The 21,436-nt window shown below is 74.3% G+C and carries 24 protein-coding genes; 13 read left to right on the top strand and 11 right to left on the bottom strand.

The window, feature by feature from the left end; translation table 11 throughout:
* Window positions 1–143 precede the first annotated feature (143 nt).
* Window positions 144–401: a hypothetical protein gene (locus tag ACFYS8_RS11040; RefSeq protein ID WP_387638915.1), complete on the bottom strand. Its 258-nt coding sequence runs from the start codon at window positions 399–401 to the stop codon at window positions 144–146.
* 134 nt (window positions 402–535) lie between these two features.
* Here ACFYS8_RS11040 and ACFYS8_RS11045 point away from each other — a divergent pair, with 134 nt between their 5' ends.
* Complete coding sequence (locus tag ACFYS8_RS11045) at window positions 536–871, top strand: cupin (RefSeq protein ID WP_387638917.1); 336 nt, start codon at window positions 536–538, stop codon at window positions 869–871.
* A 7-nt stretch (window positions 872–878) separates the two neighbouring features.
* On the opposite strand, the gene ACFYS8_RS11050 is transcribed toward ACFYS8_RS11045, so the two are convergent.
* A complete protein-coding gene (locus ACFYS8_RS11050) occupies window positions 879–1,460 on the bottom strand; it encodes a TetR/AcrR family transcriptional regulator (protein ID WP_387638919.1) in 582 nt (193 codons plus the stop codon).
* 109 nt (window positions 1,461–1,569) lie between these two features.
* Between ACFYS8_RS11050 and ACFYS8_RS11055 the strand changes: the two genes are divergently transcribed.
* The 4 genes from ACFYS8_RS11055 (at window position 1,570) to ACFYS8_RS11070 (ending at window position 5,499) form a co-directional block, all read left to right on the top strand.
* Window positions 1,570–3,102, top strand: coding sequence for an MFS transporter (locus tag ACFYS8_RS11055; protein ID WP_387638922.1), 1,533 nt, complete (start codon window positions 1,570–1,572; stop codon window positions 3,100–3,102).
* A 142-nt stretch (window positions 3,103–3,244) separates the two neighbouring features.
* Window positions 3,245–3,520 (top strand): Sec-independent protein translocase subunit TatA, encoded by a 276-nt coding sequence (gene tatA, locus ACFYS8_RS11060; RefSeq protein ID WP_387638925.1) that lies wholly within the window; start codon window positions 3,245–3,247, stop codon window positions 3,518–3,520.
* Window positions 3,521–3,682: 162 nt separating this feature from the next.
* Window positions 3,683–4,999, top strand: a complete 1,317-nt coding sequence (locus tag ACFYS8_RS11065) for a hypothetical protein (protein WP_387638928.1) — start codon at window positions 3,683–3,685, stop codon at window positions 4,997–4,999.
* Window positions 4,996–5,499 carry a potassium channel family protein gene (locus tag ACFYS8_RS11070; protein WP_387638931.1) on the top strand — a complete coding sequence of 168 codons (504 nt, stop codon included), beginning with the start codon at window positions 4,996–4,998 and terminating at the stop codon, window positions 5,497–5,499. The genes ACFYS8_RS11065 and ACFYS8_RS11070 overlap by 4 nt, the downstream gene beginning before the upstream one ends.
* 2 nt (window positions 5,500–5,501) lie before the next feature.
* On the opposite strand, the gene ACFYS8_RS11075 is transcribed toward ACFYS8_RS11070, so the two are convergent.
* From ACFYS8_RS11075 to ACFYS8_RS11090, 4 genes are all read right to left on the bottom strand, one after another.
* Window positions 5,502–7,034: a protein kinase gene (locus tag ACFYS8_RS11075; RefSeq protein WP_387638934.1), complete on the bottom strand. Its 1,533-nt coding sequence runs from the start codon at window positions 7,032–7,034 to the stop codon at window positions 5,502–5,504.
* 86 nt (window positions 7,035–7,120) lie between these two features.
* Window positions 7,121–7,258: a hypothetical protein gene (locus ACFYS8_RS11080; protein WP_387638937.1), complete on the bottom strand. Its 138-nt coding sequence runs from the start codon at window positions 7,256–7,258 to the stop codon at window positions 7,121–7,123.
* A 274-nt stretch (window positions 7,259–7,532) separates the two neighbouring features.
* Entirely contained in the window at window positions 7,533–8,450 is a 918-nt protein-coding gene (locus tag ACFYS8_RS11085) for a hypothetical protein (protein WP_387638940.1), read from the bottom strand.
* Window positions 8,447–9,181, bottom strand: a complete 735-nt coding sequence (locus tag ACFYS8_RS11090; RefSeq protein ID WP_387638943.1) for an RNA polymerase sigma factor — start codon at window positions 9,179–9,181, stop codon at window positions 8,447–8,449. Before ACFYS8_RS11090 ends, ACFYS8_RS11085 begins: the two co-directional genes overlap by 4 nt.
* 301 nt (window positions 9,182–9,482) lie before the next feature.
* Here ACFYS8_RS11090 and ACFYS8_RS11095 point away from each other — a divergent pair, with 301 nt between their 5' ends.
* From ACFYS8_RS11095 to ACFYS8_RS11105, 3 genes are read left to right on the top strand one after another with little or no spacing between them, the layout of a single operon-like run.
* Window positions 9,483–10,172, top strand: coding sequence for a hypothetical protein (locus tag ACFYS8_RS11095; protein ID WP_387638944.1), 690 nt, complete (start codon window positions 9,483–9,485; stop codon window positions 10,170–10,172).
* A gap of 54 nt (window positions 10,173–10,226) precedes the next feature.
* Complete coding sequence (locus tag ACFYS8_RS11100; protein WP_387638946.1) at window positions 10,227–10,964, top strand: tyrosine-protein phosphatase; 738 nt, start codon at window positions 10,227–10,229, stop codon at window positions 10,962–10,964.
* 53 nt (window positions 10,965–11,017) lie between these two features.
* Window positions 11,018–11,710 (top strand): class I SAM-dependent DNA methyltransferase, encoded by a 693-nt coding sequence (locus tag ACFYS8_RS11105; RefSeq protein WP_387638949.1) that lies wholly within the window; start codon window positions 11,018–11,020, stop codon window positions 11,708–11,710.
* Between the two features lie 131 nt (window positions 11,711–11,841).
* On the opposite strand, the gene ACFYS8_RS11110 is transcribed toward ACFYS8_RS11105, so the two are convergent.
* Window positions 11,842–12,336, bottom strand: coding sequence for an NUDIX domain-containing protein (locus tag ACFYS8_RS11110; protein ID WP_387638951.1), 495 nt, complete (start codon window positions 12,334–12,336; stop codon window positions 11,842–11,844).
* Between the two features lie 90 nt (window positions 12,337–12,426).
* Window positions 12,427–12,705, bottom strand: coding sequence for a hypothetical protein (locus tag ACFYS8_RS11115; protein ID WP_387638954.1), 279 nt, complete (start codon window positions 12,703–12,705; stop codon window positions 12,427–12,429).
* Between the two features lie 127 nt (window positions 12,706–12,832).
* Here ACFYS8_RS11115 and ACFYS8_RS11120 point away from each other — a divergent pair, with 127 nt between their 5' ends.
* Window positions 12,833–15,292, top strand: coding sequence for a YbhN family protein (locus tag ACFYS8_RS11120; protein ID WP_387638956.1), 2,460 nt, complete (start codon window positions 12,833–12,835; stop codon window positions 15,290–15,292).
* Between the two features lie 10 nt (window positions 15,293–15,302).
* Here the strand turns inward: ACFYS8_RS11120 and ACFYS8_RS11125 are convergent, their stop codons facing one another.
* A complete protein-coding gene (locus tag ACFYS8_RS11125) occupies window positions 15,303–15,530 on the bottom strand; it encodes a hypothetical protein (RefSeq protein ID WP_387638959.1) in 228 nt (75 codons plus the stop codon).
* Between the two features lie 134 nt (window positions 15,531–15,664).
* Here ACFYS8_RS11125 and ACFYS8_RS11130 point away from each other — a divergent pair, with 134 nt between their 5' ends.
* The 4 genes from ACFYS8_RS11130 to ACFYS8_RS11145 all read left to right on the top strand — a co-directional run bounded on the left by ACFYS8_RS11130 (window position 15,665) and on the right by ACFYS8_RS11145 (window position 19,728).
* Complete coding sequence (locus tag ACFYS8_RS11130) at window positions 15,665–17,191, top strand: ATP-dependent DNA ligase (RefSeq protein WP_387638962.1); 1,527 nt, start codon at window positions 15,665–15,667, stop codon at window positions 17,189–17,191.
* Between the two features lie 128 nt (window positions 17,192–17,319).
* Window positions 17,320–17,922: a superoxide dismutase gene (locus tag ACFYS8_RS11135; RefSeq protein WP_387638965.1), complete on the top strand. Its 603-nt coding sequence runs from the start codon at window positions 17,320–17,322 to the stop codon at window positions 17,920–17,922.
* 79 nt (window positions 17,923–18,001) lie between these two features.
* Window positions 18,002–18,895 (top strand): RNA polymerase sigma-70 factor, encoded by an 894-nt coding sequence (locus tag ACFYS8_RS11140; RefSeq protein ID WP_387638968.1) that lies wholly within the window; start codon window positions 18,002–18,004, stop codon window positions 18,893–18,895.
* Window positions 18,896–18,942: 47 nt separating this feature from the next.
* Window positions 18,943–19,728, top strand: coding sequence for an SDR family oxidoreductase (locus tag ACFYS8_RS11145; protein ID WP_387638971.1), 786 nt, complete (start codon window positions 18,943–18,945; stop codon window positions 19,726–19,728).
* 107 nt (window positions 19,729–19,835) lie between these two features.
* Here the strand turns inward: ACFYS8_RS11145 and ACFYS8_RS11150 are convergent, their stop codons facing one another.
* Both ACFYS8_RS11150 and ACFYS8_RS11155 read right to left on the bottom strand, forming a co-directional pair.
* Window positions 19,836–20,435 (bottom strand): hypothetical protein, encoded by a 600-nt coding sequence (locus ACFYS8_RS11150; protein WP_387638974.1) that lies wholly within the window; start codon window positions 20,433–20,435, stop codon window positions 19,836–19,838.
* 10 nt (window positions 20,436–20,445) lie between these two features.
* Window positions 20,446–21,231 carry a hypothetical protein gene (locus tag ACFYS8_RS11155; RefSeq protein ID WP_387638977.1) on the bottom strand — a complete coding sequence of 262 codons (786 nt, stop codon included), beginning with the start codon at window positions 21,229–21,231 and terminating at the stop codon, window positions 20,446–20,448.
* Window positions 21,232–21,436 lie beyond the last annotated feature (205 nt).

Consider the following 21,436-nt stretch of genomic DNA (forward strand, 5'->3'; position numbering starts at 1 on the left):
CCACACCCCCCACCGGGTGTGCCGGCAACCACGGGGCCCCCCGCGGGTACCGGCGCACAAACCGCCGGGGGGGGGGGGGCCCGTCGGGGGGGGGGGCGGGGGGGGGCCCCCGGGCGGGGGCCCCGCCTCCGTCACGTCCTCGGTCAGTTCGCACCGGCGCGCCAGGCCTCCAGTCCGGCCGCCGACGCGGCCTTCGCCTGGTGCAGGGTGCGCTGCGCGAGCGCGGCCGGATGGGTCTCCAGCTGCTGGATCCAGCCCCGGCCCGCGTTCGCCAGGGTCACGCAGACCAGGACCGTACCGGTCAGTCCTACGAGGGCGCCGATTCCCGTGAGGGCCACGCCGACAGTGAGCATGCCGCGGTTCACCTGAAAACCGTCGATGAATTTCTGATTGGTCGCCATAGCACCACCATCGGGCCGCCTCCCGGGCCCCGCACGCCGAACGGGCCCCGCGTTGCCCCCTGCGCGTGGCTCAGCGCGCGCCGCCCGCCAACCCTGCCTAGGGTCGGCCCCGGGGGCCGAAGGAGGAGAACGCGATGACCGAGCAGCCGGCCCGGATCGACCTGAACGCGCTGGCCGAGGAGCACGCCGCCAAGGCCGCCACCAGCCCGCACGGCCGCAGCGCCCACCTGCTGCTGCACGACGGCGTCCTGCGGCAGACGGTGATCGCGCTGCGCGCCGGGGCCTCGCTGGACGAGCACAACGCCCCGGTCGCCGCCAGCCTCCAGGTGCTGCGCGGCCGGGTCGCGCTGACCGTGGCCGGCCGGCAGCAGGACGCGTCGGCGGGCGAGCTGCACTCCGTCCCGCAGGAGCGGCACGGCCTGCTCGCCCACACCGACGCGGTGGTGCTGCTCACCGCCGTCACCGCCTGACGCCGCCTCAGGACCGGCCGAGCACCTCGCCGGACACCAGCGCCATCGCCCGCAGGTAGTCCTCGCCGCCGGGCACCCCGTCCGGGTCGATCAGCCAGTGCGCGGCCTGGCCGAGCAGCAGCGACTGGTAGAACACGCCCTTGGCGAGCTCGTCCGGGGTGTCCTCGTGCTCGGCCTTCCCCTGGAACAGCGCGGCCAGGCCGAGCCGGCCCAGCTTCTGCGCCTCGGCCAGCTGCTCGCGCAGCTTCGGCAGGTTCTCCAGCTGCCCGAGGATCTCGAACTGCACCGTCCACAGGCCCCGATGGGTGGCGAAGCTGTCCCGCATCGCGTCCCAGGAGCGGACGAACCGCTCTTTCGGGTCGGCGATGTCCGCCGAGGAGGCCAGTGCGGAGCCGATGGCGCTGCCCCACTCCCCCATCGCCTCCACCAGCGCCTGGATCAGCAGCGCGTCCTTGGAGCCGTAGTGGTAGCCGATCGCGGCGAGGCTGACGCCCGCCCCGGTGGCGATGTCCCGGGCGGTGGTGCGCCCGTAGCCCTTCTCGTACAGGCAGTGCTTGGCGCTGGCCAGCAGGTCCTCGCGATTTCCCATGCGCCGATGCTACGGCAGTCCAAGACGGTTGTCTCGCTCGAACGTCTGGCACACCCGATTTAGACGCTTGTACTAGACAGCCGTGCAAGACGTCCGTACAGTCCTCGGCATGACCTCCGACCACGGCCGCGCCGGCCGACGCGAATGGCTGGGCCTCGCCCTCCTCCTGCTGCCGACCCTCGTCCTCGCCATGGACATGGGCGTGCTGTTCTTCGCCGTCCCGTTCATCGCCACCGACCTGCGGCCCAGCGGCACCCAGCAGCTGTGGATCATGGACATGTACTCGTTCCTGCTGGCCGGGCTGCTGATCCCGATGGGCGCCCTGGGCGACCGGATCGGCCGGCGCAAGCTGCTGATCGGCGGCACCGCCGCCTTCGCCGCCGCCTCACTGGTGGCCGCCTGGGCGGACGGGGCGAACCAGCTGATCGCCGCCCGGGCCCTGCTGGGCATCGCCGGAGCGGTCTTCGGGCCCTCCACCCTGGCCCTGGTGCGCAACATGTTCCCGGACGCCAAGCAGCGGCAGGCCGCGATCGGCGCCTGGAGCGGCGTGATGATGGCCGGCGCCACCCTCGGGCCGGTGGTCGGCGGGCTACTGCTGGAGCACTACTGGTGGGGCTCGGCCTTCCTGATCGCCGTCCCCGTGATGCTGCTGGTGATGGCCGCCGCGCCGTTCCTGCTCCCCGAGTACCGCGCCCCGCAGGAGGGCCGCTTCGACCTGCTCGGCGCCGCCCTGTCCATCGGCACGGTGCTGCCGGTCGTCTACGGCATCAAGACCCTCGCGGTGGACGGCTGGAGCCCGCTCCCGGTGCTCGCCCTCGTCGCCGGCCTGCTGATCGGCGCCGGCCTCGCCGTGCGGCTGCGCACCGCCGCGAACCCGCTGCTCGACGTCTCGCTGTTCCGGATCCGCACCTACAGCGGGGCGATCACCGTCAACACCATCGCGATGTTCGCCATGATGGGCTTCTGCCTCTTCACCTCCCAGTACCTGCAGCTGGTCAAGGGCTACGGCCCGCTCGCCGCCTCGCTGTGGGCGCTGCTGCCCAGCGTCGGGGTCGGCGCGGCGGTCGGCGGCTTCGGCACCCTGGCCGGCAAGGTGCGGCCCGCGATCCTGCTCACCAGCGGCTTCCTGGCCAGCGCCGTCGGCTTCGCCGCGATGGCCTTCGTCGTCCCCGGCTCCTCGCTGGCCCTGCCGCTGGTCGCCGCCGGGATCATCGCCGCCGGCGCGGTCGGCACCGTCAGCATCACCGGGGAAATGGTGCTCTCCGCCGCCCCCGCCGAACGGGCCGGCGCCGCCGGGGCCACCTCCGAGACCGCCCAGGAACTCGGCAGCTCGCTCGGCATCGCGGTGCTCGGCGCGGCCGGCGCCGCGATCTACCGGGCCCGGATGGACGGCTCCGCCCCCGACGCCGCCCGCGACACCCTCGGCGGGGCCGTCACCACCGCCGCCCGGCTGCCCGCCGACGCCGCCGACCGACTTCTCGCCACCGCCCGCGACGCCTTCACCGCCGGAATGCACGTCGCCGCGGTGGTCGGAGTCCTGGTGATGCTCGGCGCCGCGCTCGCCGCCCACCTGCTGATGCGCCACCTGCGCCCCGTCGGACAGCCCGCCGCGAAGAACTCCCAGGTGGTACAGACCACATGACCCGTATCACCTGCATTTCGGCCGCTGTTTGCCAGCGGGTGTATACGTTCGCCGATAACGCCAGGCATACTGGCCGAGTCGGGCGTTCCGTCCGGCCCAGACGTCACAGCGAGAACTTCCACGAAAGGACCGGTGGTCAGGGATGTTCCGTAACGGTCTTGAGCCCTGGCACATCGCCATCATGGTGGTGGTGCTGGTCCTGCTGTTCGGCTCGAAGAAGCTGCCCGAGATGGCCCGCGGCCTCGGCAAGTCGATGCGCATCCTGAAGGCCGAGACGAAGGCCCTGCGCGAGGACGACGCCCCCGCCGCCGAGGCGCAGAACGGCACCGCCACCTCGCAGGCCGAAGCGCCCCGCCAGGCCGTCGAGCCGACCGTCGTCACCAAGGCCACCGAGACGCCCAAGTCGACCACGGCCTGACACCCGCCGGCCCCCGGGCCGACGCCACAAGGTTTTCCGGAACCCCCGCACCGCCCCTCGGCGGTCCGGGGGTTCCGGCATGTCGGCGCACTCCGAGTGGCTGGCTGAATTGTTCCGGTATCTCCTGGTATTCACCTGACGGCGGATCACCTGGGAGCACTGATGACGGCCGAGTCCCCGGACGAGAGCGAAGTCGCCGCCCTGCGCGCCAGGGTCGCCTCCCTGGAGTCGCAGGAGAAGCCCCGCCGGCACCGGGTCCGGTCGTTCTTCGCCGTCGTGCTGATCGTGCTGGCCGCGCTGCTCACCCCATTGGCGGTGGTCGCCTCCTGGAGCCGGGCGCAGGTCACCGACACCAACCGCTTCGTGTCCACGCTGGCCCCGCTGTCGTCCGACCCGGCCGTACAGGGCGCGGTCGCCAACCGGGCGACGAACGCGATCATGGAGCAGCTGCCGGTCTCCGACCTGCTGAACGAGGTGGCGCCCCCCGACCGGCCGGCCCTGAACGCCGCACTCGGCAGGATCGGGCCGGCACTGACCGACGGGCTGACCGGGTTCGTCCACGACCAGGTGCTGAACGTCGTCCAGTCGGACGCGTTCGCCGGCATCTGGGAGAACATCCTGCGCAACGCGCACGCCACGTTCACCAAGGTGCTGACCGGGCAGGGCGGCGGCGCCGTACAGGTCAAGGGCGACACCGTCACCCTCGACCTGGCGCCGGTGATCACCCAGGTCAAGGACCGGCTGGTGGCGAACGGGGTGGGGCTGGCGGCGAAGATCCCCGAGGTGCACACCGACTTCGTCCTGGTGCAGTCGGACGCCGTGAAGAAGGCCCAGACCGGGCTGCGGCTGCTCGACGTGGCCGGGCTCTGGGTGCCGGTGCTGGCGGTGCTGTGCGCCGTCGGCGGCATCCTGCTGGCGGTGCACCACCGCCGGGCCACCGTCGGGGCGGCGCTCGGCATGGCCTTCGCGGCGGTACTGCTCGGCATCGGACTGACCGTGTTCCGGGCGCTGTACCTCGACAAGCTGCCCGCCGACGTCGACCAGGCCGCCGCGATGGCGGTCTACGACACCATGGTCCGCTACCTGCGGGCCGCCGTCCGGATGCTGCTGGCGCTGGGCATCGTGATCGCGCTCGCGGCCTGGCTGACCGGCTCCGGCCGGCGGGCCGGCTGGGTGCGGCAGCTGTGGCAGGCCGGCCTGGGCGCCGTCCGGCGGGCCGCCGAGGGCATCGGGATGCGGCTCGGCCCGGTCGGCCGGTTCGTGCACCGGCGGAAGGCCTGGCTGGGCTGGGGCGCCGTCCTGGTGGCCGCGATCGTGCTGCTCACCTGGGGCTATCCGACGGCGGTGGTGGTGCTCTGGATCGCGGTGGTGCTGCTGGCCGTGCTGGCGGTGCTGGAGTTCCTCGACACGCCCCCCGAAGAGCCTGTGGCGCCGTCGGACGGAACCGGTGGCGGCGACGGGAAGGCCGGGCCGGCATGAAAGAGCTGGCCCGGACGTACCTCGCCCTGCTGGGCGGGCCGGTAGTGCTGCTGACGGCCTTCTTCACGATCCCGCTGGACTGGTTCGGGCCGCACCACCCACTGCTCAGCTGGGTGACCTTCATCGTCCTGCTCGCACTGGTCGGGGTGGGCCTGCTGCGCGAGGCCCGGCGGCAGTTCCTGGGCCTGTCGGGGCGGCACATCCCGGTGATCCTGACGCTGCTGTCCGGGGCGCTGGTGGTGTTCTCCGCGGCGTACCTGGGGATGTCCAAGCAGCCGGGTGAGCTGGTGGGCCTGACCACCAAGGTCGACGCGCTGTACTTCACGGTGATCACCATGGCGACCGTCGGCTACGGCGACATCCACCCGTCCGGACAGGTGGCCCGGGTCGTGGTGATGATCCAAGTGCTGTACACCGTGGTGTTCCTGACGACGGGTGTGGCGGCGCTGTCCCGCCAGGTGCGGACCCGGGCCATCAGCCGGGCCCGCGGCGGCCAGTAGGACTACTGCTCGTCCGCCTTCGCCTGGGTGTGCACGGCGGAGAGCAGCGCGTTCAGGCGGTTGTTCCAGCCGTTCAGCGTGGCGTTGTCGACGGCCTTGCGCTTCGCGAGGTCGCGCAGCACCCGCTGGGCGTCCTTGAGGGTGCTCTCGGCGTCGTCGGCGCGGTGGTCGCCCACGGCCTGGGCGGCCTGGTCGAGGAGGTTCGTCAGGGTGTCCTGGCGGTCGCGTTCGTGGGCGAAGGCGGCCTGGGCGATGTCGGCGCGCAGCTGGGCGATCTGGGCGGCCACGGTGGGCTTGGCACTGGTGGACGGCTTGGCGCTCGCGGACGGCTTGGCCGAGGCGCTCGTGGACGGGGAGGCCACGGGGGCGCTGCTGTTCGCGGCGGGCGGCGAAGCGGAAGTGGCGGGCTGGGCCGCCGGGGTGGAGTCGCCGCCGCTGAGCGAGAACGCGGCGATGCCGGCCACGCAGGCGAACACGGCGGCGCCGACGCCCGCGTACACCAGCGGGTTGCGGCCGCGCCGGGGCGGCGGCGGCTCCTCCTCCCGGCGGGCGGACATCGGCATCGGCATCGGCATCGGCATCGGCGGGAGCACCGAGGTGCGGTGCTGCTCGGTCCACGGCCGGTGCTGCGGGGGCGGCGGCACGGTCGCGGGGACGGGCGGCAGCACCTGGGTGGCGGCGCCGAGCAGTTCGGCGGTGCGGTCGGCGGGAGTGGCCGGGACGGCGGCGAGCAGCTCGGCGGCGGCCGCGTTCGCGTCGGCGGGGCGTTCGGCGGCGTGCTTGGCGAGCAGCCGCAGGATCGCGGCGTCCAGCGCGGGCGGCACGTCGGGGCGGACGGTGGTGACCGGCACCGGGTACTCGGTGACGTGCTTGAAGGCGATCGCGACGGGGGTGTCGGCGGTGAACGGCGGTGCGCCGGTGAGCATCTCGAACAGCACGCAGCCGACGGCGTACAGGTCGGCACGGGCGTCGACCTCACCGGCGGTGGCCTGCTCCGGGGAGAGGTAGGCGGCGGTGCCCACCACCGAGGCGGCCTGGGTGAGCTGCTGGCCGGAGGAGGAGCCGACCCGGGCGATGCCGAAGTCCACCACCTTCACCCCGCCGTCGTGGGTGATCATGATGTTGCCGGGCTTGATGTCGCGGTGCACCAGGCCCTGGGCGTGCGCGGCGGCCAGCCCGTCCAGCACGGCGGCGGCGATGCCGACGGCGCGCTCCACCGGCAGGGTGCCCAGGTCGGCGATCAGCTTGCCCAGGGTGTCGCCGTGCACCAGCTCCATCACCAGGTACGGGGAGCCCTGGTCGAGGCCGGAGTCGAAGACCGTGACGATCCGCGGGTGCGACAGCAGCGCGGCCAGCCGGGCCTCGCGGGCGAACCGCTCGGCGAACCGGGGGTCGTCGGCGAGCCCGCCGTTGAGCACCTTCACCGCGACCGGGCGGCCCAACTGGTGGTCCAGGGCCCGGTAGACGGTGGCCATCCCGCCGACGCCGAGTATCTCGCCGAGCTCGTAGCGCCCGTTCAGCGCGCGTCCGATCATCGGATACTCCCCTCACCTCGGTCGGGCTCCCGTGAACCATAGCGGGCACCCGCCCGCGTCGTGCCGCGGGCGCTGTACCGGTCCGGCTACGGGCGCTGGACCAGCAGGGCGGCGATCAGGGCGGCCAGCGCGGCGGTGAGCAGGGCGCGGGCGGTCCGCGGCGAGCCGTGCACGGCCAGCCGGGCCGCGCGCTCGGCGCGGGGCGAGGTACGCGGGAAGCTCATCGCCAGCTCGCCTGGCGGTGCGTCAGGTCGGTCACCGGGGACTCCAGAGGTTTCGGGCGGGACGCCGGGGTGAGCCCCGGACGGACGGTGGACCCGGGGGAGTTCAGCCGTCCGTCCGGAGCGGTTCCGGACGGCCGCGGACCCGGGGGAGTCCATGGGCCGACCGGAGGGGTTTCCGGACGGGCGGGGCCCGGGGGAGCCATCTCGCCCGTCCGGAGTGCGGTCCGGGCGGCCGGCGGACACAGGGGAATCCGCCGGCCGTCCGGAGTCGGTGTCAGTCCTGGTCGTCGCCCCCGCCCCTGGACTGCTGGTTGCCGCCGCGAGCGGGCCGCCCCGGCGCGGCGGCCGACGCGGACGCGGACGCGGACGGGCCGGCCGACGGACGGCCGCGGCCGTTCTGCCCGTTGCCGTCCCGCCCGTTCTGCCCGTTCTGCCCGTTGCCGGTCTGGCCGGTCTGGTCGCTGTCGTTCCGGTCGCCGCCGTGGGCGGCGAGCTGCGCGCAGTACCCGGTCACCTTCTCCGCGGCGCCGGCCGCGCGCAGCAGCTCGGCCAGCGCCGGGTCGGCGGCGGCCTCCTTCGGCTTGGCGCCGGACGAGACCCGCGTCGTGAAGCCCCGGCACAGGGTGGCCAGGTCGGGCGCCTGCCCGGGGTCGGCGGACGCCGGGCCGGACGGCCGGTCGGACGCGCCGCCCGGGCGGGTGGCGGCGTTGGACGGCTTGGCGGTGCGGCTCGGGGTGCCGGTCGGCGATCCGTCCGGCGCGTTCGGGGACGACGCGGGCGCGGCGGCGGCCGGCGGGGCCGGGGCGGGACCGCCCAGGACCTCGGGCAGCCGGCCCGTCCCGGCGGCGACTCCGCCGACGGCGGTCACGCCCAGCGCGACGGCCATGGCCTTCGCGCTGAGGGCCCGCGCGAGCGCGGTGTCCGCCATCTTTCGTCTCCGGTGCTGACTGGGGGCCGGCTGGCGACGAGCCTGCCGGAACGCGGCCATGGCCCCCTCTTCGCCGGGCAGCGGACCGTCGTCCGCCGTCCCGGTCGCCGCGGCGGCGGCGAGCAGTGCGGCGAGCTCGGGCCGTCCTGGCGCGGGCTGCTGCCCGGCGGAGGGGTCCTGACCGGCCTCCGGGTCGACCGTCGCGCCGCGGAGCAGCTGCTCCGCGGCGGCGCGATCGATCCGGCGGGATCGGTTGGTGCTCATCTCATATCCCTCAGCGTCGGCACCTGCGCCGGTGTCACACCCTGCGCGGAGATTTTTTTCCCGGCCCCCCGACGGGGCAGCCCGGCGACCGCTCCCCCGGTCTGGTCAAGCGTCTTGGCGAGCCGCCGCAGCCCCCGGTGCGCGGCCATCCGGACGCTGCCGGCCCGTTTGCCCAGCACCTTCGCGGCGCTCTCCGCGTCCAGCCCGAGCACCACCCGCAGCAGCACCGCCTCGGCCTGGTCGGGCGGCAGCGAGGCGATCAGCGCGAGCGCGTCGGAGGTGGCGACGGTGGTCATCGCCTGGCCCGCGGTGTCCTCGACGGCGGCCAGTTCGGCCAGGTACTCCACCGGCAGGTCGGCGACCGGCCGGCGGCGCACCCGGCGCAGGTGGTCCATGGCGCGGTTGCGGGCGATGGTCGCGGCCCAGCCGCGGAAGCCGTCCGCGTCGCCCCGGAAACCCGGCAGGTCACGGGCGATCTGCAGCCACGCCTCGGAGGCGATGTCCTCGGCGTCCTCGGCCTTGCCGCCGACCAGGACCCGCAGGTAGCGCAGCAGCCCGGGCTGGACGGCCCGGAACAGGACCCGGAACGCCTCCTCGTCGCCGTGCTGGGCGGCCAGGACGGCGGCGGCGAGATCCGCCCGCCGGCCGGCCGGGCGGTCCGGCGCGTCCGGACGGCCGCGCCGGTCGCCGTCGCCCGCCCCGTGGTGTTCAGCACTGTGCACCCGCCACATGATGCGCCATCCGGGTGCCCGGCCCAGCCGCGGGGCGTGGCACGGGCGGTGACGGAGCGGTGGCTGCCCGGTGTGGGGCCGGGTGCCGCCGGGTGTGCGCGCGGCGCAGGCCGGCGGCACGTCAGCTTCGGGACCAAGGACCCGGCCCGGGCTGACCTTCGTCCCGCCGGCTGCTGTCGTTCGCCCGCGGATTCGCCCCACTCCCCCGCCATACGGTGCAAACAGGGACATTCCGTCCCGACCCGGAGCCCGGCGGCCGCCCGCCCGCTCCGCTGCACGAGCCATCGAACCGGGAGACGCCATGAGCACCGCCCAGGAGCTGTACACGACGGGAATCCGCGAGCACTTCGCGCCCGCCCTGCGCGCCCTGGGCCTCCAGGGCTGGCGCCACTCGTTCTCGCTGCCGGACCGCGACCGGTGGGCGGTGCTCGGCGTGCAGGCGGTACACGCGGACGGACGGGTGCGCTACACCGTCAACCTCTCCGTCACCGACAAGGCCGCCTGGGACCGGCGGAGCATCCGCCCCTGCGCCAACACCCCTACGGGGCTTGAGCGTTGGCGCGCCCCGATCGGCGAGGTGATGCCGGTCGGCGGCGAGGTCTGGTGGGAGGTCGCGCCCGGCCCGCGCTGGCTGGTCGCCGTCGAGGACTCGGTGGCCGCCGTCCGCGGCTACGCGCTGCCCGAACTGCGCCGCCGGCTGCGCCCCGACGACCGCGGGCCCTACCTGCTGCCGGCCGCCCTCGACGGCGTCAACAACGCCCTCGCGATCGCCGGCGTCGCCCGCATCCAGCGCGCCGAACTCACCGACCACATCCTCGAGTTGCACGGCGCGTGGAGCCGCCACGACCCGGCCGCCCGGCAGGTCCTGGCCGGCGCCGCCCGCGGCTTCCTGTCCGCCCGCGACCGGCGGTTCCGGCTGGTCCGGGCGCTCGACACCCTCGGCCGCCCGCTGTGGGAGTTCCCGGCCGGGAACCACGGCGAAGCGGACTGAGTCTTTCCCAGTACCGGCACGCGCCGGCACAGAAACACCTCCGGGGGGAAGCACATGACGGGGACCGCCACGACGTCCGCGCCGACACTGTCGCACGAGCAGCGCCAACTCGACTGGGACGGCTGCCTGAACGTCCGCGACCTGGGCGGCCTGCCCACCCGCGACGGCCGGCTCACCCGCACCGGCGCGATCGTCCGCGCGGACAACCTCGACCGGCTCACCGCCGAGGGCCAGAACGCCCTGCTCGGCTACGGCGTGCGCACCGTCATCGACCTGCGCAACCCCGTCGAGTACCGGCCGCTGCTGCCCACCCCCGACACCGTCGACCTGGTCCGCGTCCCGCTCGACGCACTGGCCGGCCCCGACTGGTGGGCCCGCTTCGGCGCCCTCGACGGCACCCCGCTGTCCTTCCGCCCCTACCTCGACCACTGCCGGGACGCCGTCGCCCAACTCGTCACCGCCGTCGCCCGCGCCCGGGACGGCGGCATCGTCGTGCACTGCGGCGCCGGCCGCGACCGCACCGGTCTGGCCGCGCTCGTCCTGCTCGCCCTCGCCGGCGTCGAACCCGCCGCGATCGCCGAGGACTACCTGCTGTCCGCCGCGAACCTGCGGCCGCTGTGGACCCTCCTCGACCGCCCCGGCGAAGAGGCCGACATCGCCCGCGTCCTCGCCGACGCCGGCACCACCGCCGAAGGCGCCCTGCACGCGGTGCTCACCGAATTCGACGCCGCGCAGTGGCTGCCCGCCGCCGACGTCGCCGCGCTCCGAACCCGCCTGCTCTCCGCCAACTGACGCCCCATCAAATGGTTCGCGCCCCACGGCGGGCGCGAACCATACTGCGCCGCATGGTGGACTTCTCCGTTTTCGACACCCGCGGCTACCCGACCGTCGACGTCCGCACCGGCTACGCCGGCTGGGTCGACAGCTACGAACAGACCGTGCAGGACGCGATGGACCTCGACGTCCTGGCCCGACTCGCCGTCCCCGCCTGGTCCGACGCCCGCACCGCCGTCGACCTCGGCTGCGGCACCGGCCGCACCGGCGCCTGGCTGCGCGACCGCGGCGTCGGCGCGATCGACGGCGTCGACCTCACCCCCGAGATGCTCGCCCGCGCCCGCGAACGCGGCGCCCACCGCACCCTCACCGAGGCCGACCTCGCCGCCACCGGACTGCCCACCGCCGCGTACGACCTGGCGGCCTGCTCCCTGGTCGACGAACACCTCGCCGACCTCACCCCCCTCTACCGCGAGGCCCACCGCCTGGTCCGGCCCGGCGGCCTGTTCGTCCTGGTCGGCCTCCACCCCGCCTTCATCATGTCCGCCGGCATGCCCACCCACTACGACGGCCCCGACGGCCCCGTCGCCATCACCACCCACGTCCACCTGGTCAGCGACCACCTCACCGCCGGCCTCGCCGCCGGCTGGCACCTCGCCGAAATGCGCGAACAGACCGTCGGCGACGAATGGATCGCCCTCAAGCCCAAGTGGTCCACCCACCGCGGCCAACCGGTCTCCGCGGCCTACGTCTGGCAAGCGTGAACCCAGGGGCGCGTGGGGGCACCTCCCAGCCCCCTAGGGCTGGGGGAGAACTGCGCGAAGCGGAAGGACCCAACCGCAAGATCGCGACGCCGAACAATGACTTGCACGCGCTCGCGACCGTCCAGACCCGCTCAGAACCCCGAGTTCGGCGCCGTCACCACCCGCGTCCGCCCATCCGCCCTCGCAGCCAGCCCCGCCTCCAAGCGGAGCGCCCTCGCCGGCCCGAGCAGGGCCATCGCCTCGGGGACGGTCGCCCACCGGTACGCGTCCAACTCGCCGGCCGGCAGCGCGATGGGGGTGTCCGCCGGGAAGACGCCCAGGTCGAAGAGGAAGTGGCAGGCGGGGTGGCCGAGTTCGCCGCTGGGGTGGGTCCAGGCGACGGCCAGCAGGTCGCCCGCCTCGCGGTGCAGCCCGGTCTCCTCGTGGAGTTCGCGGGTGGCGCACTGCTGCGCGTTCTCGCCGAGGTCGACGGTGCCGCCGACGAACTGCCAGGCGTCCCGGTAGCCGGCCTTGACGATCAGGACCCGTCCGTCGGGGTCGGTGATCAGGCAGCCCGCGGCGGCGTACACGCGGGGCAGGGAGGCGAGCCAGTCCTCACGGGAGGCGAACTCGGGGGCGTCGGCCATGTCACTCCTTCGGCGGGGGTGGGGGGCGTGCGGCCCCACTCTCCCACCCCCTCCGAAGCGCGTGCACCGAGGGTTCCCGTGCCGGACGGCTCAGTGTTCGGAGTGCCGTTCCGCGCCGCGGTGCCGGTGTCCGGGCAGTTCGGTGTGTGCGGCGGGCCCGTCGGCCGGGCCCGCCGTGGCGGGTGTCCGGCGTCCGCCGTGGCTGAACACGGCGTCGCCCGGGTAACCAGCCGTCTCGGCGGCGCGCGTGGTGTCGGTGTGCAGTTGCGGCGCGAGAGGCGCCGGGTCGGCCTCCATGGTGCGGTCCTGCAGCACCTGATGGCTGCCCTCGCGGAGCCTGATCATCCCGTCGGTCGGTTGCTTGGTCATCGCCGGCCTCCCTTCATCGGCTTCGTCAGCCCGATATGCCCATTATCGGCCCGTATCCCTCGCGACGCCTTGAACTCCCTTTACCGAAAGGCCAGCTCAGGCCCCCCGCGATATGGGACCATGCCCCGTGGCCACGGTGATACAAGCCGACGAATCCCAGGAACAGCGCACCACACAATCCGCCCCGCGCGGCGCCCAGACGGACCGGGTCCGGCACCCGGCCGCCCTGATCCGCCTGGTCTCCGGGTTGTGCTGGATCGCCCTGGTGTTGCTGCTGGCGGGCTACGCCCGCTCCTCCGCGCTCGGTCTGGACACCGACGTCTCGCGCGTCACCGACCAGATGCCCTGGCCGCCGGTCAAGCTCGCGGCCGCGCTGTGCGGCGGCGCCCTGCTGCTGGTGCCGCTGGGCTACGCCGTCGACCGGCTGCTGCACGCCGACGGCCGCCGGGTCGCGGACGGTGTCCTCGCCGCCGTCGGCGCGTACGGCCTCTCGCTTCTCCTGGACCTGCTGGCCGGCGACCTCACCACGCTCACCCACCCGCTGTCCGGCGGCGACGGCCGCACCGACCCGGTGTACGGGCACCTCGCGCCGGTGCTGGCGTTCATGACCGCGATCGGGACCACCGGCATGCGCCGCTGGCGCAGCGCGCTGGCCGTCACCCTGACGCTGTCCGGCCTGTCCGGGCTGATCACCGGGTACGCCACCCCGCTGTCGCTGGTGCTGTCGCTGCTGCTCGGCTGGACCACCGCGCACGCCACCCGGTACGCCGTCGGCGAGCCGGTCGGCACGCCCACCGAGGACCAGATCGCCGCCGCGCTGACCGCCTGCGGCGTTCGCCCCGACGCGGTGCTCGCGCTCGGCCCGAGCCGCTACCTGGTCACCCAGCACGACGGCCGCCCCGACCTGGACGTCCACCTGCTCGACCGGCACGTCCAGGCCAGCGGACTGCTCGGCCACCTGTGGCTGGCGCTGCGCCTGCGCACCGCGCCCCGCCCGCTCGGCCTGCGCCCGCTGCGCGCCGGGCTCGAACACCAGACCCTGCTCGGCCACGCCGCGACCGCCGCCGGTGCCCGCACCCGTACACCCGTCGCCGCCGTCGAACTGGGCCCGGACGCCGCGCTGGTCGCCTACCGGCGGATCGACGCCAGCCCGTTCGCCGAACTGTTCACCGAGTGCACCCCGGCCGCTGCCGGGGAAGAACCGGCCGCCGCCGACCCCGGCATCACCCCCACCGACGCGGAACTCCGCGACGCCTGGCAGCAGTTGGCGCTGCTGCAGCGCCGCCGGATCGCCCACCGCACGATCTCCCCGCAGACCGTCCTGCTGGACGCCGAGGGCCGGGTTCACCTGGTCGGACTGGCCCGCGGCGAGATCGCGGCCAGTGACCTGCTGCTGCGCCTGGACGTCGCCGGGATGCTCGCCGTCCTCGCCGTGCACGCGGGGCCGGAACGGGCGGTGCGGGCCGCGATCGACGTCCTCGGCCGGGGCCCGGTCGGCGCCGCGCTGCCGCTGCTCCAGCCGATCGCGCTGGCCCGGGACACCCGCGCCGCGCTCGCCCGACACAAGCAGCTGGCCGGCGAACTGCGCGCCGAGGTGCAGCGGCAGATGCCGCAGGCCGCCACCGAACCCGTCCGGCTGGAGCGGCTGCGCCCGCGCACGCTGCTCAGCATCGTCGCCGGGATCGCGGTCGGGTACGCGCTGCTGAACTTCCTGTTCAACACCGACGTCAACCCGGTCACGCTGGTCGCCGACTCCGACCCGCTGTGGCTGGCCGGCGCGGTGCTCTGGGCCGCGGCCAGCTACCCCGTCGCGACCTTCGCGTTCAGCGGCTTCGTCCCCGAGAAGCTGTCGTTCCGCTCCACGCTGGCCGCCCAGGTCGCCGGCGCCTTCGTCAAGGTGGCCGCCCCGGGCGGCGTCGGCGGCCTCGCCCTGAACACCCGCTACCTGCAGTGCGCGAACATCCCCACCGCGCAGGCGATGTCCAGCATCGGCGTCAGCCAGCTGTTCGGCCTGGTGCTGCACATGATGCAGCTCGCCGTGTTCAGCGCGCTGGTCGGCGTGGACACCACGTCCGGCGACGACTCCTCGGCCCTGACCGGCGGCTGGGTGCTGTGGCTGGCCGGGTTGGCCGCCGCGGTCGTCGCGGTGTCGATCGCCGCAGTGCCGTCGCTGCGGCGGCGCGCCCAGACCCTGCTGCGGCCGCTGCGCGCCGAGGTACTGCCGCGCCTGCTCGACCTGGCCCAGCGGCCCGGCAGGCTCGCCACCGGCGTGGCCGGACAGCTGCTGGTGTCGATGTGCTTCGTGGCCTGCCTGTACTGCTGCACCCGCGCGGTCGGCCAGCACCCCGGGTTCAACGCCGTCGCGGTGAGCTTCCTGGCCGGCAACGCGGCCGGCAACGTGGTGCCGACGCCGGGCGGCGTGGGCGGCGTGGAGGGTCTGACCGCAGGAATGCTCAAGGCGACCGCGGGCATCGATTACGGCACCGCGCTCGCCGCGGTGATGCTGTACCGGCTGCTCACTTTCGTCCTGCCGGTGCTGCCGGGCTGGGCGGCGTTCACCTGGCTGAAGCGCCGCCGGGCGATCTGACCCGCTCCGGTCACTCGCCCCGGTGGTCCTCGTCCCCCACCGCGACCTCCCGGACCTGCTCCACCGCGTCCCCCTCGGCCGCCGGTGCCGCCCCCAGCTCACGCTGCCGCCGCAACACCTCCAGGTCATCCACCTCCGGCTCCACCGCCTCCCGCTCCGCGTCCCCCGCATCCAGCACGGTCGGGGTCGGCTCGTCGACGTCCTCGGGGTATTCGGGGTTCTCCGCATTCAGGCGCATACCACCAGTATCCGGCGCAACCCCGCATAACGGTCACCTTTGGAACGGCGGGTCCCGCACCCGCGCGGAGCGCGTGCGCCCCGGGTGCGCTCGTACGGTGGTCGGTGGGGCCCGTGTGGTGGAGGGTGGTCGGGATGCTGGTGGCGGAGGTGGCCGGGGCGTCGGCGCGGTTGGCGGGGACGACGGCGCGGTCGGAGAAGGTACGGGTGCTGGCGGAGCTGTTCGGGCGGGTGTCGGCCGAGGAGGCGCCGCTGGTGGTGGCGTACCTGGCGGGGCGGTTGCCGCAGCGGAAGGTCGGGGTGGGGTGGCAGACCTTGCGGGAGCGGCCGGAGCCCGCCGCCGGGGCGACTCTCGGGGTGCTGGAGCTGGACCGCCGGCTGTCCGCCCTCGCGGCCCTCGCCGGTCCCGGCTCGCAGCGCGAACGCCGACGCCAGGTGGGCGAGTTGATGGCGCTGGCCACCGGGCAGGAGCAGCACTTCCTGCTCGGGCTGCTCTCCGGCGAGCTGCGCCAGGGCGCGCTGGACGCGGTGGCGGTGGAGGGCCTGGCGGCAGCCGTCGGCGCACCGGCGGAGGCGGTTCGACGGGCACTCATGCTGTCGGGCGAACTCGGGCCGCTGGCAGGCCGGTTGGTCGAGCAGGGCCCGGCCGCGCTGGACGCCTTCCGGCTGACCGTCGGCCGCCCGGTGCAGCCGATGCTGGCGCAGAGCGCGAAGGACGTCGACGAGGCCCTGGACCGGCTCGGCCCGTGCGCGGTGGAGGAGAAACTGGACGGCATCCGGATCCAGGCGCACCGGCACGGCGACACGGTGCGCCTCTACACCCGGACGCTCGCCGAGATCACCGCCCGGCTGCCCGAAGTGGTCGCGCTGGTAAGGGAGTTGCCTCAGGAGCGGCTCATCCTCGACGGCGAGGTGCTGGCGCTGGACGAGGAGGGGCTGCCGCGGCCGTTCCAGCAGACGTCCGGCCGGGTCGGCTCGCACGGCGAGCACACCGAACTCCCGCTGTCCGCCGTCTTCTTCGACCTGCTGCTGACCGGCGACCGGGACCTGCTGGGCGCCCCCGCCGCCGAACGCCGCGCCGAACTCGCCGCCCTGGTCCCGGAATCCGCCCGGGTCCGGCACCTCCGGGTGGACGACCCGTCCGATCCCGAACAGCGGCAGCTGGCCCGCGAGTTCACCCGCGCCGCGACCGCCGAGCACCGGCACGAGGGGGTGGTGGTGAAGTCGCTGGACGCGCCGTACAGCGCGGGGCGGCGCGGTTCGTCCTGGCTGAAGGTGAAGCCCGTCCACACCCTCGACCTGGTGGTGCTGGCCGCCGAGTGGGGGCACGGACGGCGCACCGGCCGGCTGTCCAACCTGCACCTCGGGGCGCGGCGGCCGGACGGCACGTTCGCGATGCTCGGCAAGACGTTCAAGGGCCTCACCGACAGTCTGCTGGAGTGGCAGACGGCGCGGCTGCGGGAGTTGGCGGTCCGCGAGGAACGCTGGGGTGTGGTGGTGCGGCCCGAGCTGGTGGTGGAGATCGCCTTCGACGGCGTCCAGCGTTCCAGCCGCTACCCGGAGGGGGTGACGCTGCGCTTCGCCCGGGTGCTGCGCTACCGGGAGGACAAGCGCGCGGCCGAGGCGGACACGGTGGAGTCGGTGGCGGCGCTGCTTCCTTGACGGCCCATGACATCGGAGGACCCCCAGCGAAACCCGCCCTTAATGCCCCATCATCGCTCCTGCAAACAAGTTGCAATAGGGTGGCCCTCGCAACGGATCATCCGTCGACCGAGAGGGGCTGCTCACCCATGGGTGCCTACACGCTGCCTGACCTGCCCTACGACTACTCCGCCCTGGAGCGGGCGATGTCCGCCGAAATCCTGGAGCTCCACCACTCCAAGCACCACCAGGCGTACGTCAACGGCGCCAACCTGACGCTGGAACAGCTCGCCGAGGCCCGCGACAAGGAGCAGTTCGGCTCGCTGGTCGGCCTGCAGAAGACCCTCGCCTTCAACCTGTCCGGCCACGTCCTGCACTCGCTGTTCTGGCAGAACCTCTCCCCCGAGGGCGGCGACCGCCCGGACGGCGCGCTCGCCGACGCCATCGCCGAGCACTTCGGCAGCTTCGAGGCGTTCAAGCAGCAGCTGACCACCGCCACCGTCGGCGTCCAGGGCTCCGGCTGGGGCATCCTCTCCTGGGAGCCGCTCGGCAAGCGCCTGATCGTCGAGCAGGTCTACGACCACCACGGCAACGTCGGCCAGGGCACCGTCCCGCTGCTCGCCTTCGACGCCTGGGAGCACGCCTACTACCTGCAGTACAAGAACGTCCGCCCCGACTACGTCACCCGCCTCTGGGACGTCGTCAACTGGCAGGACGTCACCACCCGTTTCACCGCCGCCACTTCCGCCTGACGGCCGCACCTCCGCCGGGGCCCGCCACCGCGGCAGGCCCCGGCTCGGCCGTGCGCGCGGCCCCGCTACCGTGGGCGGCATGAACGCGGTACAGGAGTTCGAGACCCACCGGCCGCGGCTGTTCTCGCTCGCGTACCGGATGCTCGGATCCGCCGCGGAGGCCGAGGACGCCGTGCAGGACGCCTACCTGCGCTGGCACGGGGCGCTGCGGGAGCAGATCGCCGCGCCCGGGCCGTGGCTGAACAAGGTGCTCACCAACCTGTGCCTGAACCGCCTCACCTCCGCCCGGGCCCGGCGCGAGGAGTACCCGGGCACCTGGCTGCCCGAACCGGTCGCCACCGGCGCCGGCGCCCTCGGGCCGATGGAGCACGCCGAGCAGCGCGAGGCGGTGTCCTTCGCGGTCCTCACCCTGATGGAGCGGCTCACCCCGCCCGAGCGGGCCTCGGTGGTGCTGCGCGACGCGTTCGGCTACAGCCACCGCGAGATCGCCGGCGTCCTGGACTGCTCCGAGCCCGCCGCCCGCCAGCTCTACCACCGCGGCCACCGGCACCTGACCGACGACGCCCCGCAGCCCGCACCCGACCCGGCCCAGAACGCCGCCCTGCTGCAACGCTTCCTCTCCGCCGCGGCCGACGGCGCACTCGACCGGCTCGAACAACTCCTCGCCGAACAGGTCGTGGTGTGGGCGGACGGCGGCGGCAAGGTCCGGGCCGCGCTGCGCCCGGTGACCGGCCGCGACAAGGTCACCCGCTTCCTCGCCGGGCTGTTCGCCCGCTTCACCACCGGCGTCCGGTTCGAGGCCGCCGAGGCCAACGGGCTTCCGGCGATACTCGGCTGGGAGGGCGACCGGCTCACCTCGCTGGGCTCCATCGACGTCGGCCCGGACGGCGTCACCACCGTCCGGATCCTGCGCAACCCCGACAAACTCGCCCACTTCGCGGCCCACCACCGCCCGCTGTCACAGAACGCCTGACCGCCCGGTTCCTTCCTGTACCGACCCTCCTGGAAGGAACCACCACCATGAACGACCGCACCATGCTGGTGACCGGCGCGACCGGCGTACTCGGCCGCGAAATCCTGCGCCGGGCGCACGAAACCGGCTGCCCGGTCCGCGCCCTGACCCGCCGCACCACCCCGCCGGACCTCCCGGGCGCGACCGGCACCGACTGGCGCACCGGCGACCTCGTCACCAACGTCGGCCTGGACGCCGCCCTGATCGGCGTCGACACGGTGATCCACTGCGCCAGCGACCCGCGCCGCCCCAAGGACGACCTGCCGGCCTTCCGCCACCTGCTCGACGCGGCCCGCCGGGCCGGCGTCCGGCACATCGTCAACATCTCGATCGTCGGAATCGACCAGGTCCCGCTGAAGTACTACCGCGTCAAACTGGAGGTCGAGCGCCTGCTCGCCGAGTCCGGCCTCGGCTGGACCAATCTGCGCGCCACCCAGTTCCCCCAGCTCCTCGACGGCATGCTCACCACCCTCGCCCGGCTGCCCGTCCTCCCGATGCTCGCCGGCACCCCCTGCCAGCCCGTCCACCCCGCCGAGGTCGCCGACCGCCTGATCACCCTCGCCCTCGGCCAACCCGTTGGCCACGCACCGGACTTCGGCGGCCCCGAGATCCACCCCTCCACCGAGCTCGCCGCCAGTTGGCTCCGCGCCACCCACCCTCGACGCCGCCGCGTCCTCCCCGTCCACCTCCCCGGCCGCCTCGGCACCGCCCTCCGCCAGGGCCACCTCACCACCCCCGCCCACCCCGACGGCACCACCACCTGGTCCGACTACCTCGCCACCCGCCGCGCCTGACCTCCCCGGGGCCGCACCTACCCTCCCGTGCGGCCCCCGATCAGCGGTCCAGGAACACTCCTGATGCGGCCGACCGCGCAGCGCCTTCAGCAGGGTTCCGCCGCCGCTCACCGACGGCGCGCCAGCGCCCGCCACCGCCACGGCGTCAGCCACCAGGCCGCCGCGCCCACCGCGAGCGAACCCGCCGCCAGTACCCAGCAGGCCGCACTCCGCGGGTCCGCCCACGGCCAGTTCCACCAGCGCACCGCTCCGGACGCGTCCCAGCCCAGGTACGTCAGTGGGAAGAAGGTGGCAATCGGCAGGACCCAGACCTGCCGACGCCCGAGCAGTCGCCCCGAGAGCACCGCGAGCCCGCACCAGATCAGCACGGCCCGCCCCACCATGACCGCGCTCGCCGGACCGGAGACGATCGCCTCCACGCCGCCCGCCAGGCCCAGCGCCACCGCCCCGGCGGCCAGCAGCTGGACCCGTTCGGCCCGCCGCATCCGGAGCCCGCCCACCGCTTCCCAGCTGTCCATCCCGCTGTGCAGTGATCCCGCCACCAGTGCCGCCCAGACGGCGGCCAGCACCATCCGCAGCTGCATGGTGCTGTCGCCGTACGCCCCGGGAAGCGCCATCGCGACCGAGCCGAACCACAGCTGGACCCCCGTCAACCCCGCGGCGGCGAGCGCCGCCCAGCCGGCCCGACGCGGGCGCGCGAACAGCATCAACCCGTTCTCAGCCACAGTCGCCGCCGCGCGGCAGCCGCTGGTCCACCCAGGCGAGCTGCACCTCCTCGGGCTGGGCGACCAGCCGCCCAACCGCCTCCTGGTCGACGCCGGGCGGCCCGCCGTGGACACTCGCCGGAACGCCGTGACCCGCGAACCGGGCGGTCAGCCAGGCGATCAGCTCCCACTGGCCGGCCCCCTCCCGCCCGCACGACAGCGGGACCGTCTCCGCGGCAGTCCCGATCGCCATCGCCGTCGCCACCTCCCAGACCTCGCCCTCCCGCAGGACGAACCCGTTCCCACGATCGAGCTCCCGCCCGTCCAGCCCCTCCTCCGCGAACTGCGCCGGCACCCGGAACCGCCCGTCAGGAAGCGCCGCCGCCCGCTCGGCCAGCTCCCGCAGCTCGGGCAGGTAACGCCGGCTCTCCGGCCACACGCAGATCTTCGGCACCCCGTCGGTACACAGCGGACGGGAGGGCGCAGACCGCTGCACCACCAGCGGTCCGGCAAGCGCCCACAGCACCAGCGAACCGGCCAGGGCCAGCACCCCTCCCGCCGTGCCGAACGACCTGGCGCGCCACTTCGGCCCGTGCCCCACGGTGCGCACCTGCCGTCCGGCACCCACGGCGAGCCCGACCAGCGCCAGCGCGGCGGCAGCCCGGGCGAGCAGCGGCCAGGCCGCGACCGTCCGGGCCGGATACCCGGACAGCACGGCGAGACCGACACCCGGTGACATGCCCTGCGGCACGAACCCGACCAGCCCGAGAAACACCAGGCACCCCAGCGTGCACACCACCGGAACGACGAAAAGCGACCGGCCCCCGCGCCCCGCCAGGTGCCCCAACGCCGTGCACCCGGTGATCAGCACCGCCCCCATGTTTTCTTCGGGGTGAAGTAGGGCCACGGCTTCGGTCTGTTCGGGAGCCGGTGGTTCATCGGTGAGTTTGGGAGCCAGTCGGTGTGATGGTGTGGAACATGCCGCTTTCGGAGTAATCATGGGG

Source organism: Kitasatospora sp. NPDC004615 (assembly GCF_042873545.1).
In the GTDB taxonomy this organism is placed as follows: Bacteria; Actinomycetota; Actinomycetes; order Streptomycetales; family Streptomycetaceae; genus Kitasatospora.

Coding starts and splice junctions, on each gene's coding strand:
- ACFYS8_RS11115 (WP_387638954.1), bottom strand. CDS start 12,705: ATGACCAAGCAACCGACCGACGGGATGATCAGGCTCCGCGAGGGCAGC.
- ACFYS8_RS11090 (WP_387638943.1), bottom strand. CDS start 9,181: ATGTGGCGGGTGCACAGTGCTGAACACCACGGGGCGGGCGACGGCGAC.
- tatA (WP_387638925.1), top strand. CDS start 3,245: ATGTTCCGTAACGGTCTTGAGCCCTGGCACATCGCCATCATGGTGGTG.
- ACFYS8_RS11070 (WP_387638931.1), top strand. CDS start 4,996: ATGAAAGAGCTGGCCCGGACGTACCTCGCCCTGCTGGGCGGGCCGGTA.
- ACFYS8_RS11065 (WP_387638928.1), top strand. CDS start 3,683: ATGACGGCCGAGTCCCCGGACGAGAGCGAAGTCGCCGCCCTGCGCGCC.
- ACFYS8_RS11130 (WP_387638962.1), top strand. CDS start 15,665: ATGCTGGTGGCGGAGGTGGCCGGGGCGTCGGCGCGGTTGGCGGGGACG.
- ACFYS8_RS11145 (WP_387638971.1), top strand. CDS start 18,943: ATGAACGACCGCACCATGCTGGTGACCGGCGCGACCGGCGTACTCGGC.
- ACFYS8_RS11140 (WP_387638968.1), top strand. CDS start 18,002: ATGAACGCGGTACAGGAGTTCGAGACCCACCGGCCGCGGCTGTTCTCG.
- ACFYS8_RS11040 (WP_387638915.1), bottom strand. CDS start 401: ATGGCGACCAATCAGAAATTCATCGACGGTTTTCAGGTGAACCGCGGC.
- ACFYS8_RS11080 (WP_387638937.1), bottom strand. CDS start 7,258: ATGAGCTTCCCGCGTACCTCGCCCCGCGCCGAGCGCGCGGCCCGGCTG.
- ACFYS8_RS11125 (WP_387638959.1), bottom strand. CDS start 15,530: ATGCGCCTGAATGCGGAGAACCCCGAATACCCCGAGGACGTCGACGAG.
- ACFYS8_RS11050 (WP_387638919.1), bottom strand. CDS start 1,460: ATGGGAAATCGCGAGGACCTGCTGGCCAGCGCCAAGCACTGCCTGTAC.
- ACFYS8_RS11045 (WP_387638917.1), top strand. CDS start 536: ATGACCGAGCAGCCGGCCCGGATCGACCTGAACGCGCTGGCCGAGGAG.
- ACFYS8_RS11095 (WP_387638944.1), top strand. CDS start 9,483: ATGAGCACCGCCCAGGAGCTGTACACGACGGGAATCCGCGAGCACTTC.
- ACFYS8_RS11075 (WP_387638934.1), bottom strand. CDS start 7,034: ATGATCGGACGCGCGCTGAACGGGCGCTACGAGCTCGGCGAGATACTC.
- ACFYS8_RS11100 (WP_387638946.1), top strand. CDS start 10,227: ATGACGGGGACCGCCACGACGTCCGCGCCGACACTGTCGCACGAGCAG.
- ACFYS8_RS11055 (WP_387638922.1), top strand. CDS start 1,570: ATGACCTCCGACCACGGCCGCGCCGGCCGACGCGAATGGCTGGGCCTC.
- ACFYS8_RS11110 (WP_387638951.1), bottom strand. CDS start 12,336: ATGGCCGACGCCCCCGAGTTCGCCTCCCGTGAGGACTGGCTCGCCTCC.
- ACFYS8_RS11105 (WP_387638949.1), top strand. CDS start 11,018: ATGGTGGACTTCTCCGTTTTCGACACCCGCGGCTACCCGACCGTCGAC.
- ACFYS8_RS11085 (WP_387638940.1), bottom strand. CDS start 8,450: ATGAGCACCAACCGATCCCGCCGGATCGATCGCGCCGCCGCGGAGCAG.
- ACFYS8_RS11150 (WP_387638974.1), bottom strand. CDS start 20,435: ATGCTGTTCGCGCGCCCGCGTCGGGCCGGCTGGGCGGCGCTCGCCGCC.
- ACFYS8_RS11135 (WP_387638965.1), top strand. CDS start 17,320: ATGGGTGCCTACACGCTGCCTGACCTGCCCTACGACTACTCCGCCCTG.